At 35.8% G+C, this 11,422-nt stretch carries 12 protein-coding genes; 2 read left to right on the top strand and 10 right to left on the bottom strand.

Features of this window, described 5'->3' with window-relative positions; genetic code table 11:
- Window positions 1–256 precede the first annotated feature (256 nt).
- The 10 genes from ACKWBX_RS18390 to ACKWBX_RS18435 form a co-directional block, all read right to left on the bottom strand.
- Window positions 257–718, bottom strand: a complete 462-nt coding sequence (locus tag ACKWBX_RS18390) for a hypothetical protein (RefSeq protein WP_413970191.1) — start codon at window positions 716–718, stop codon at window positions 257–259.
- A 29-nt stretch (window positions 719–747) separates the two neighbouring features.
- On the bottom strand, window positions 748–1,050 hold the full coding sequence (locus ACKWBX_RS18395) for a hypothetical protein (RefSeq protein WP_413970193.1): 303 nt from the start codon (window positions 1,048–1,050) through the stop codon (window positions 748–750).
- Between the two features lie 555 nt (window positions 1,051–1,605).
- Window positions 1,606–2,457 carry a hypothetical protein gene (locus ACKWBX_RS18400; RefSeq protein WP_413970194.1) on the bottom strand — a complete coding sequence of 284 codons (852 nt, stop codon included), beginning with the start codon at window positions 2,455–2,457 and terminating at the stop codon, window positions 1,606–1,608.
- A 139-nt stretch (window positions 2,458–2,596) separates the two neighbouring features.
- Complete coding sequence (locus ACKWBX_RS18405; RefSeq protein WP_413970195.1) at window positions 2,597–3,109, bottom strand: imm11 family protein; 513 nt, start codon at window positions 3,107–3,109, stop codon at window positions 2,597–2,599.
- 762 nt (window positions 3,110–3,871) lie between these two features.
- Window positions 3,872–4,978: a hypothetical protein gene (locus ACKWBX_RS18410; protein WP_413970196.1), complete on the bottom strand. Its 1,107-nt coding sequence runs from the start codon at window positions 4,976–4,978 to the stop codon at window positions 3,872–3,874.
- A 571-nt stretch (window positions 4,979–5,549) separates the two neighbouring features.
- Window positions 5,550–6,182 (bottom strand): hypothetical protein, encoded by a 633-nt coding sequence (locus ACKWBX_RS18415; RefSeq protein WP_413970197.1) that lies wholly within the window; start codon window positions 6,180–6,182, stop codon window positions 5,550–5,552.
- Window positions 6,183–6,599: 417 nt separating this feature from the next.
- Window positions 6,600–7,076, bottom strand: coding sequence for a cupin domain-containing protein (locus ACKWBX_RS18420; RefSeq protein WP_413970198.1), 477 nt, complete (start codon window positions 7,074–7,076; stop codon window positions 6,600–6,602).
- Window positions 7,077–7,697: 621 nt separating this feature from the next.
- Entirely contained in the window at window positions 7,698–8,396 is a 699-nt protein-coding gene (locus ACKWBX_RS18425; protein WP_413970199.1) for a YARHG domain-containing protein, read from the bottom strand.
- Window positions 8,397–8,912: 516 nt separating this feature from the next.
- Entirely contained in the window at window positions 8,913–9,215 is a 303-nt protein-coding gene (locus ACKWBX_RS18430) for a hypothetical protein (RefSeq protein ID WP_413970200.1), read from the bottom strand.
- Entirely contained in the window at window positions 9,216–9,710 is a 495-nt protein-coding gene (locus ACKWBX_RS18435) for a hypothetical protein (protein ID WP_413970201.1), read from the bottom strand. It lies immediately after the preceding gene.
- Window positions 9,711–10,177: 467 nt separating this feature from the next.
- Between ACKWBX_RS18435 and ACKWBX_RS18440 the strand changes: the two genes are divergently transcribed.
- Both ACKWBX_RS18440 and ACKWBX_RS18445 read left to right on the top strand, forming a co-directional pair.
- Entirely contained in the window at window positions 10,178–10,684 is a 507-nt protein-coding gene (locus ACKWBX_RS18440; RefSeq protein ID WP_413970202.1) for an RNA polymerase sigma factor, read from the top strand.
- On the top strand, window positions 10,681–11,268 hold the full coding sequence (locus ACKWBX_RS18445) for a hypothetical protein (protein ID WP_413970203.1): 588 nt from the start codon (window positions 10,681–10,683) through the stop codon (window positions 11,266–11,268). Before ACKWBX_RS18440 ends, ACKWBX_RS18445 begins: the two co-directional genes overlap by 4 nt.
- The last annotated feature ends 154 nt before the right edge of the window (window positions 11,269–11,422 follow it).

The following is an 11,422-nucleotide window of genomic DNA, read 5'->3' on the forward strand; positions in this document are numbered from 1 at the left end:
ATTTGCCATTTGAACAAGAATCGAATTTGAAATTTCTTCACTATCGACAAGTATTCCATCACAATCAAAAATTATGCATTTATATTTCAATGGAATTTCGGTTTTTCATAATTAATGGCAACGGTTTTGTATAAGATTAGTTGCGTGTTTTAGCAACTAATTTTGCAAGTACAAACCGAATAGAAAATCCGCGAGGATTTTCGTAAGCAAGCTCGTAACAAGCAATTAATTTTATACGTTGTTGGCGTGTCGTTTTTTATTTCCAGAACAAAATATTATTTTTCTTTTTAACAGTAATAGTCCAATAAGTTCCGAATCTTTCTCGTTCACTCAATTCAATCTTGCATTGTTTTAAATTCCAATAGTATTTATGTTCTAATTCATTTATTTTTTTAAACTTTCCTTTTTGTCCTAATTCAGAATCCAGCTTTGTTTTTGTTTCCTCAAATTCCTTGTCAGAAATATAAGAGAATGCTTGCGTAAGCTTTTTTTTAAAACCTCCAATTCCAGCCCATTTCATAACAACGAGATTAACTTTTAGTCCGTTTAAAATGTTCTCATCTTTCCATATCAAATCAGTTCGCTGTTCAGAGTGTTTGATTAATTCTGGATTTCCTAATTTTTTTAATTCACTAAAAGGTGTTTTCCAAGGAAGAAGTTGATTGCTTATTTCAAGAAAAAGTCCTTTATTCAAATTGTCAATTAAATTTTGATTCATTCACTGTGTTTTGTCAAATGCACACTAATTCAGGAATTTGCATATTTGTCAATCAATTCATAGAGTTTATCTTCTATAAATTCAATTTTTTGAGATTCAAATACTTCTTTTGGTTTATCCCAATCATTGTCATAAATGACATATATTTTATAATTGTCTGTGTAAAATCCAACATCCAAAATCGGTCCTTCCTGATAAATATGACTTAATTGTAAAATATCTTCTGTTTTTTCAGCAGTAACTAACCAATTTTCGTCAGACACAAATCCGTTTTGGTCATATTCAATATTCCATTGATTTATGTTATTCGAAATTCTACTGTTTTTAATCATTTTCTCGATGTTCCTTTAATGCACGCCAACGCCGCGCTATGTGCAGTCCGGCTAATTTTAAGGAAATATAGCGAAATCCTGTAAAACCATAACGAGAGAAAGGTTCCTCCGCTTAGTCTTTCGTTATGGTTCCCGGCCAGGCCTGCTTGGCAGGCCGTGAAGCCTTGGGATTTTGCGGTATTGGGATTAAAATTAGCCGAACCGGATTGCATATAGCGATTGATATGTCGAGTAATGGAGCCGTTGCGGCGATATTGGCAAAAGGGACCCTTGTCCTACGGATTTTGGCGATCCGGCATAGCGCGGCGATGATGTCGACCCGCTTTTGGTGCGGTAGCTGCGTTAGCAGTGCAACAAAAGTACGCCGCAGGCGTATTCGACATCATCGGCTTCGGCTATGGCAAGTAGGGCGGTCGGGAAGCACCGGCCTTTCCGCCAAGCCCTTAGCCGAATCTTTTGCGTTCGTATTTATCTTGTTCATTATAAATGCCGAATCCAAAAGATTCGGCGGTGTTCGCAAGTACGCTGAGGCCAATGGAGATGGGACTTTACGCCCTATTTGCTATAGCCATTGTTGTGCTTAGTACTTTTTCCCTCTATGTTATAATTAAGATGGTTCCTTGTAGTGATATTTTGTCTAGGATTCATTATAAAGACTGCGTCTCCTAATAATTCTTTCTTATTATTATATCGCATGTTCCCCGTTGCTGAACTGAGAAAATAGCTTGGGGAAGCATGTTCTTCCATGCCTTTTTCAAAATATAATTCAATTCCCAAAAAGCTTTGGCATTCGCAGTTTTCCTTTGGTAATAAAACCATTAATGGAATAGTTGTTCCTGAAGGATGATTTAGGCTTATTATCATGTTACTATTCTCATCAAATCTAATAAATCGTTTAAAGGTTTCATTGAAGCAATAGCAGCTTACAATCAGACATCTCATTTTATCATTATGAAGTAGTTTATCTATGTCGAATATCCTGAAATCCTTTTTTATCGTATTGACCTTTTTAAATTCTTTATAGCCATAAATAGTTGCTATTATGGTCGGTCCGGGGACAGGATTATCTAAAGGAAAACTTTGAACACCAATACCTTTTAGATTTCCATTCTCATCAATTCCAGATTTTATACCATTACCTGAAACTTGTATCAGCCCACTTTTATGATGACTTAATTTTAAGCTATTAAAGTTATCATCTACCGAATCGAATTCTATTGTCTCGTTAAACGAAATATCTACAAGGTCTTTGCTATAATTAACAGTAGATAGCATTACTACTGATTCCGCTGATTTCAAGTATGGTAAGGAGACATAAATAGAACCATCTTTACCATAAATAAGTTTAAGAAGTTTAAAATATTCTGAATTGTCTTTTAATATAATTGTGTGAATATTATCAATCAAGAGAAAAGGTTTTTGGTATTAAGCACAACGGCTTCGTATAACCGTCAGTTACGGGTTAGAATGCGTTAATTTTCGATTAATCACAGGCTTTAGCAATTCCGAGTGGATTCGGACGTAGTCGAATCCGCCGTAATTGCGGTTATACATTGTTACCTACCGTTTTTATTCCCTCAAATTCTATTATTGGGAAATGCGGTTTCCACATTTTTCCAAGTTTCTCTTTACTTTCTGCAAATCCAATCCCAGTTATTTTAGCACTTTCCAATTTGTTTTTTAATCTCTCCGAAACATAAATTCCCCACGAATAATGAGGGATTTTAAACAAGTCAAAATCATAATCGAAGTTTTTTCCAAAAACCACTTTTTTAGTCTCAAAAGAATATTTTTTTTGAGAGTCAGATTTATTTTCCGCAATCAATTCCAATTCTTGTTGATGAGATAAGATTTTAATGACATTTCCAGTTTCGTCAGTCGCAAATATTTCGCTTTTCTCAAAGTCAATCCAATTATAACATTCGTCTACGTATTTGTCAGGAAAAGTCAAGTCAAAATAATCGTAGGATTTATTCTTTTTTAAAATTCCGAACAGTTTTTCTTTTCGAAGCACTTTTGCTTTTCTCAAATCATACTGTATCATTTTTCTGTCCTTCAAAATGTTCAATACTTTTTCATTCAGTATGAACTCATTAATAGAATGTAAAATGTCATTCAGCTTGTTGAATTCATCGTCGTCATACATTTTACAAATCGTAATATTTTGTCCATTTACTTTTTTATAATCAATGTCCTCAATTGCTCCAGAATCGTCGATGTGAAATGTAAAGTACTTCATTTTGTTAAATGGTAGGTAACGCCGCGCTATGTGCAGTCCGGCTAATTTTAAGGAAATATAGCGAAATCCTGTAAAACCATAACGAGAGAAAGGTTCCTCCGCTTAGTCTTTCGTTATGGTTCCCGGCCAGGCCTGCTTGGCAGGCCGTGAAGCCTTGGGATTTTGCGGTATTGGGATTAAAATTAGCCGAACCGGATTGCATATAGCGATTGATATGTCGAGTAATGGAGCCGTTGCGGCGATATTGGCAAAAGGGACCCTTGTCCTACGGATTTTGGCGATCCGGCATAGCGCGGCGATGATGTCGACCCGCTTTTGGTGCGGTAGCTGCGTTAGCAGTGCAACAAAAGTACGCCGCAGGCGTATTCGACATCATCGGCTCCGTATATGAAAAGTAGCGCAGAAAATAAGCGATAACTTTTCGGATTAAACACAAGCCGAATTTTTAAATTTTACTATTTATATTTTTACTTGGAAATCGTCAAATTTAAAAATTTGGCGACTTTCCAAAAATGCCCAAACCTTAGTGTTAGCAAAGACTTGCGCTATTTTTTATATACAATGTTGCCACACGTTTTTTCTTCAATTGTTTTTGTAGAATGTCCTTAATCTCCCGTTTGGACTGATATGAAAAGCGTAGTAATCTCCATTGAAGTAAATACTTTGCGTTCCAACCTTTTTAAAATCTCTTTCAGGATTATTTGTAAAATGCTCTATTATTTCATCTTCGGTATTTTTAAGAACTGTTTCAATCACTCTCTTAATATCTTTAAATTTATATTGAAATACGGTTTTTGATTCAAATCGCTCTCCAACTTGTGTTTCACTGACGTGTCGCATATAAATGTGTAACAAGCTTTCGTAATCCCACCATACAGGTATTTTTCCGTGCGTTAATCTTTCAGGTCTAAAGTTTGATGAGAAGTGAATTAGCCAAGCAAGTGCTTGTTTATAATCTATCCCGACTTCTTTCCATCTTTCTTGACTTTTTTCTAGTTCTTTTCGTAGAATTTGGATTTTTGCATCAACTTCTTTTTTTATTACTTCTTCAAATTCAGTCTTTTCTTCATCGGAAAGTAAATCTTTGAAATATTTGCTATTCAGATAATGATATTTGAGTTTTTCCTTTATTTCTCCTGTTTGGAGGTCTTTAAAGTTTTTTAAATGCTCGTTTGGCATTTGGTCTTCATATTTTCTTAGGATAATTCCATTATGACGATTTATTTCTTCTGAAATTAATTTATATCCGTTCTTCAGTCGTTGATTATTTGTCCATAGTGTTAGTTCTTCTTCGTCAATATCAGAAAAATTGGATTTTATAGTTATCGGGTCTGGTAAGTTTCTAATGTCAGATTTTGAAAATTCGTTTTCAACATGCTTTGCAAAAGATAAAATTTCTATAATATCAGATGCCAAAATTCCTTCATATCTTAAATCTCCAATTTGCTCATTTGTCAATTTGTTTATTCCTCTACCAACTTTGAATTTTATTTGTCCATCAGTTTTTGGGTGTTCTTCGTTGGCTATTATCTGTTCTAAATTCTCTCTTTCGGCTGGTGTGTAGTAAAAAGTTCCAGTTATATGGTTGCCATATTTTTCTCTTGATTCAGAACCATATCGAAAAGAGACAGAAACTATTTTATCATATTGTCCTGTAAACTTATATATTTCTTCTTGTGAGTATGTCATTTTAAATGTGTGGCAACGCCGCGCTATGTGCAGTCCGGCTAATTTTAAGGAAATATAGCGAAATCCTGTAAAACCATAACGAGAGAAAGGTTCCTCCGCTTAGTCTTTCGTTATGGTTCCCGGCCAGGCCTGCTTGGCAGGCCGTGAAGCCTTGGGATTTTGCGGTATTGGGATTAAAATTAGCCGAACCGGATTGCATATAGCGATTGATATGTCGAGTAATGGAGCCGTTGCGGCGATATTGGCAAAAGGGACCCTTGTCCTACGGATTTTGGCGATCCGGCATAGCGCGGCGATGATGTCGACCCGCTTTTGGTGCGGTAGCTGCGTTAGCAGTGCAACAAAAGTACGCCGCAGGCGTATTCGACATCATCGGTTTTGTATATGGCTCGTAGCGTGCAAATTAGCAATAACTATTCGGTTAAGTACGAGCCGAATTTTTTAATTTTCTTATTACCTTTTTTTATCAATAAGCCAAATTTAAAAATTTGGCAGACTTGCAAATATGCCTTAACTTCATTTAAGCAACTAATTAGCTATGAGCTATATACGTTGTTGGCAACTGGCATTTTCAGAGTATGTCTTTATCTTGTCCGTCTATTTTATGTTTCATTTTTTGTCCCATTCCGCCAGTTACATATCCAGCAACAGTTTCTGATTTTTGTTCTCCGTTTTCCAGATATTCGACAGCAATTGAACAATCGCCTGTAATTCCGACCCAAACCGTTTTGCTTTCATTCGGTTTCAATTCTGCGATATGTTCCGTTTCGCAACCAACAATTTTAATATCAGTCAATTTGTTCTGAGTTCCATTTGTGAATGTAATTCGCATATTTCCAAGCACAATCATCGCGACCCAAATACAAGCAAACATAATTGGAAGATTTAAAAGCATTAGTCCGCCAGTTTTCAATAATCCTTTACGATTGGCTTTGTCAGATTGTGCTTTAGTCAAGATTATAATTAAAATTATCAGGTTGACTATTCCTGCAAGAACTACAAATCCGTAACCGAGAAATAATAAATCGGCGTTTGAGGTAAAAAAATATGTTCCAAAAATCAGTATTCTGATTATGAATGAAATCAGAGCTGTTACTTTTCCGACTGAATTATACTTCTTCGAAGTCATTTTTTTTTTTGCTTGTTGCCAACGGTCATGGCTATGGCAAGTAGGGCGGTCGGCACGCACCGGCCAATCCGCCAAGCCCTAGCCGAATCTTTTGCATTTTGTTTTATCTTGTTTTTCTAAAAGCCAAATCAAAAGATTTGGCGGTGCCAGTAAGTAAGCCCAGGCCAATGGAAACAGTACTTACCGCCCTATTTGCTATAGCCGGTGTTGTACGCTGGCTTTCTCTACTGCTTATCGATCTTGTATTCTTTTAATTTTTGTCTGTACTCTATCATTGTTCTTTACCTAGAATTTTCAAAAAGTACAGCATTAATTTTGTGTTCTAGGTTCTTGATAAATCGATATTTAATATTGCTTTCGAATACCTAAAAAATCTACTAGATAAAAGAAAATATCTCTAAGCTATCCATCTCTTTTGTTTGCGGCTTACCCACATTTTTTTGACACTGTCGTTTTAGTTGGATTTACATGATTTATAAACTTCGATAAATATCAATTGCTTTTTAGCTCTTCGGCTACTTCATCATAATATTCTTGTGTTACCACCTCGGTCCAAGTTGTCGGTTGTTCGCCACTGTATAGGGCTAAATAAGTAACATCACTATATCTGGTCGAGGAATGCCAGTGTTCGATATCTTTTTCACATTTGATTATATCACCTTCTTTCAGGATTTCGGGTTCATTCCCTTTCTCCTGATAATAGGCTTCTCCATCAACAATTATCAAGACTTGTGCTGAACCGTGCTTGTGCCAATCCAACGTTGAGTTGGCCTTAAAGGTCGCTTTTGTAATGTTATAGCCCAATTCTTTATCATCGTGAATAATGGGATTCAACCAAGCTTCTCCTATATAATGGGTATTTGGTGCTTTAGTACCCTCTGTCAGATAAGAGGAAACGTTATATTTTGCATCTTGGGAAAATACCGATACCGAGCTTAGAATTAAGAATAAGAAAATAGAGTTTTTCATTTTGTTTTTTTAAGTCGTTATTTTTCCTGTTTAATTATCCTACTCTGGCTATAGCTTGCGTACAACGCCGCGCTATGTGCAGTCCGGCTAATTTTAAGGAAATATAGCGAAATCCTGTAAAACCATAACGAGAGAAAGGTTCCTCCGCTTAGTCTTTCGTTATGGTTCCCGGCCAGGCCTGCTTGGCAGGCCGTGAAGCCTTGGGATTTTGCGGTATTGGGATTAAAATTAGCCGAACCGGATTGCATATAGCGATTGATATGTCGAGTAATGGAGCCGTTGCGGCGATATTGGCAAAAGGGACCCTTGTCCTACGGATTTTGGCGATCCGGCATAGCGCGGCGATGATGTCGACCCGCTTTTGGTGCGGTAGCTGCGTTAGCAGTGCAACAAAAGTACGCCGCAGGCGTATTCGACATCATCGGACTTGTGTATGAAACGTAGCGTGCAAAAAGACACTAACTTTTCGGAACAACACAGAGCCGAATTTTTATATTTTGGTTTTAATTTTCTCTTTTTTAAAAGCCAAATTTAAAAATTTGCCGGGCTTTCTAAATATACAAAAACCTTGCGGTTAAGCATTTATTAGCTATGTTTTATACACCGTGTTGTAAGCCGTTTTTATTCGGTTTTTTTAATCAGTTCGATATTATACAGTTCAATTTCTGTCAAATACTGTTCGACCTTTTTGTGTTGAGCTTTATACCATTCTTGCTTTCTAAAATACTTGTCCATTTCTCCTCCTTTTTTAAAAGTATAACCATATCGAGCAAAAATTTCATTTCGCATTAATTTCAAATCTTCCGAACTCATTTGTTTTAACTCTTCTATGTTTAATTTTCTAGAAGATGCTTCATTAAATTTTCCATAATAGATGTTCTCAAATTTGAGTTGAGTTCTAGTTCCAATTTCAAATTTACTATTCTCAATCCAACTCGTCCAAGGATTGTCAATTCTAATTCCTTTTACTAAATCACCAGATTCCGTTTTATATCTTATAAATTGTCCAGAATGTTGGTCGCTCGTGAACTTTCCTTTTTTATCTATCAATATGTTCGTTAATGTTATGTAATTACTTTTCCAAATTCCAGTGTTTTCTTCCCAATATCCATTCTGAACTTGTCCAATGATGCAATCTCCTGAGAAAAATAAGTGAAAATCAGATTCACTTTCACTTTCTCCAAAATGATAAGTTCCAGCATATTCAATTTCAAATTTTGGTATCCAATTGGTTAAATCAGATTCATTAATTTCTTGTCCTCCCCAATATTGGGCAAAAGTCAAATTTGAAATAAATATTAGGATTATTAATATTCTCATATTTTTTTCTCAAATGGCTTACAACGCCGCGCTATGTGCAGTCCGGCTAATTTTAAGGAAATATAGCAAAATCCTGTAAAACCATAACGAGAGAAAGGTTCCTCCGCTTAGTCTCTCGTTATGGTTCCCGGCCGGACCGCGCAGCGGTCTAATGGTCTAGGGATTTTGCGGTATTGGGAATAAAATTGGCCGAACCGGATTGCATTTAGTGTCCTGATATGTCGAGTAGTTAAGCCGTAGCGGCGATTATGGCAAAGAGGTCCCTTATCCTACGGATTTGGCGATCCGGCATAGCGCGGCGATGATGTCGACCCGCTTTTGGTGCGGTAGCTGCGTTAGCAGTGCAACAAAAGTACGCCGCAGGCGTATTCGACATCATCGGTCTCGGCTATGAACAGTTGCGTGGGGTAGCACGGACTTTTGCAAGTACACGACAAGCTGAAAATTCCGCAGGAATTTTCAGGATAAGCCTGTAAAAGCAATTGTTTATAGCCATTGTTGTAAAACGTTTTTTATTTAAAATCCTAACATTATCAGACCAAAACCAGCAATTAACGCTCCAATTATAACAAAAAATCCAACTATTCCAGTTCCAGTTTTTTGTCCATCTGATATTGTTCCGTTTTCATCTTTTTTTAATAATCTGCCCAAGAGCATTCCAATTCCCCAAACAACTCCACCAATCAAGAGACATTTAACACCCAAACTCAAACTACGAGGACCATCGTATCTATCATATCTATGATTTTGGGCAAGAAGATTAGTACTTGATACAAGCAGTAAAATAATAGGCGTGTATTTCACTATTTTAGATTTCAACTACTTAATTTTAATTCTTTCGGTAAGACTATTTGATTTAGTACTTGTCAAGTCATTTGTTGTTAAATTGACAATGAAGCTCTTTTGTTTATATAGAAAGACTATAGACGTGTTTTTAAATTTTTGGTCTGCATAAGTCAAAAAAGATTCAATTTTCACAGCTTTTTCTCCATTTGCCAAAACAATATTTTCCGCTTTTTCATTATTCGATTCAGCGTTTTCGGTCGTTGTTTTTAAAAACTGTTCTTTAAAAGCTTTAAGTGTATTTCCACTCAATCCGCTCATTTCCTCAAATAAATTTTGAACTGTGATTGAATATTGGAAGATTTCTCCTGTGCTTACTTGCGTTACACAACTGTAGTTATTTTGATTTCCCAAATTTCGAGTGTATTCTAATTCGCAAGGTGCGTCAAAATTCAGTCCCTCAATTTTATTGTCAGTTTGGGAAAACCCTAAAAAGGGAATTAAAAGTAATGCAAATATTATTTTTTTCATTGGTTGGCTGTTGGTCAAAATGTTTTACAACGGCTTCGGCTATGGGCAGTACGGGGACTTTTAAGCAAATACGTTTCAGTCTTGCAAGTAGCAAAGCCCTGTTTTCGTTTTTAAATTTAACCATAAAGACTAACAACAGGGCTTTGCGGGGCTCGATTTACACGACTACCTTCCAGCAAGCACTAAAGCCCCGTATTGCCTATAGCCATTGTTATCTTCTGTAGCGACACGCAAGAGTAAGAACGTTTCGATTCCGTTCCCATTTTATTCCGTCCGAGTAAAGTCCCGCGTAACAGTTGCGTTTGAGTGAAGTCCATCTATACGGACTAGCTCAAAAGTCCATCTACGAAAACTAGCTAATTCAGTTCAGGTAAAAGTTCTTTGACTGCTTTATCGAAATTTTTTAGCAATAAAGTGTCATATTTAAAAGAATTTGGTAACTAAAATAGTAGAGAGAGGATTTATCAATGAAAAAAGAACAGGAAACCATATTTCTAAATGGTCTAGAACATAATCAGGAAAAGCTATTTAGAATTTGCTTGATTTATTCTAAAGATGATGAAGACGCCAAAGACCTTTTTCAAGAAGTTCTGGTTCATATTTGGAGGTCGATTAGCACATTTAAATCTAATTCTAGTATTGGAACTTGGATGTTTAGAGTTGCCCTAAATGTTTGCCTCCGTTTTAAATCTAAGCACACTAAGAATCAAAATCGATTCATAAGGTTAGATAGTCTTACCATTGCCAATTTTGGTTATGAAGAAAATAGCGAAGATGAAAATGAAAAACTCAATAGTTTGAGAAAATGTGTGAAAGAATTGAATGAAGCGGATAAGGCAATAGTTGCACTTTACTTGGAGGGTATTGCTTATAAAGAAATTTCAAGTATTCTCGGATTATCTGAAAACTATGTAGCTGTAAAAATCAATCGAATCAAGTCAAAATTGTTGAATTGTATAAATAAAACATTATGATAGAAGATGAATTAATTAAAATTTGGCAATCGTCTAGTAATCAAGAACGTGTAAAGTTTGAGAAATCTAAATTGATGATAGAATTACAATCAAGTTTAGGTCGTCTACATCGTTGGTGGAAGTATATGGAGCTTTTTGAGGTAGCATTAGCAGTAATTGGGATTTTAGTTTGTGTTTTTATAATATTCAAGGTTCCTTTTGTTCTAGTGAAAACAGCGATAGCTCTTATGATAATTTTGGCTATTATTTTGATAATTAAATATAAAGGTGTTCGTAGGTTTAAGCCAAGTGACTTAGAAGATAATTATCTTGAATATCTAAAAAAGAATAGGCAATATCTTGAAGTCCAAAAGAAGTTCCTTAAAACTTATTTGTATTGGGGAATTTTACCGGCTTACCCTATAATGCTGTTGTGTACTATTGCCGTTTGGGAGAAGGTACCACTTCATTTTATTGCTTTTAACAGTCTAGCTGTAATCGCAGTAGGGATTTATGGATATTTTTTAAATAAAAAAAGAGTAAAAAATGAAATTAATCCGCGAATAGCGAGGGTTGATAAATTGATAAAAGAATTAAAAGAATAGCTTTCTTTACTTTTTTTTCGAGCTATTGAAGATAACGCCGCGCTATGTGCAGTCCGGCTAATTTTAAGGAAATATAGCGAAATCCTGTAAAACCATAACGAGAGAAAGGTTCCTCCGCTTAGTCTTTCGTTATGGTTCCCGGCCAGGCCTGCTT

Origin of the sequence: Maribacter algae, assembly GCF_047345745.1 — a bacterium.
Taxonomy (GTDB): Bacteria; Bacteroidota; Bacteroidia; order Flavobacteriales; family Flavobacteriaceae; genus Maribacter.